The sequence below is a fragment of the Cellulomonas humilata genome (assembly GCF_013359775.1).
GTDB lineage: Bacteria > Actinomycetota > Actinomycetes > Actinomycetales > Cellulomonadaceae > Cellulomonas > Cellulomonas humilata.
Window position 1 is genome coordinate 1 of sequence record NZ_JABMCI010000010.1, and the last position, 343, is coordinate 343.

The window sequence follows — 343 nt, forward strand, 5'->3', positions numbered from 1 at the left end:
CCGGAGCAGCGTGTGGACAGTCGGGCGGGTGTACTCGAAGTCCCCGGACACCACCCGCACGCCCGGGGTGTTCGCCCACGACCCGAAGCACGTCGCAGCCGACCCGTTGGTGATCTGCCCGGTCCCGTCGCCCTGCGCGAACGCGACCGGGATCGAGGACCACCCGGCGTTCTGCCGAACCAGCGCGATGTCGGTCAGACCGTTGCCGTTGAAGTCCCCGGTCACAACCCGCACGCCCGGGGTGCTCGCCCACGACCCGATGAACGTCGGAGCCGACCCGTTGGTGATCTGCCACGTCCCGTCGCCCTGCGCGAACGCGACCGGGATCGACGCCCACCCCGCG

The 343-nt window shown here is 71.4% G+C and carries 1 protein-coding gene; it reads right to left on the reverse strand.

Going from position 1 to position 343, the window contains the following annotated elements:
- On the reverse strand, positions 1-343 hold a 343-nt coding region (locus tag HP550_RS00040), incomplete at both ends, for a hypothetical protein (protein ID WP_210767463.1).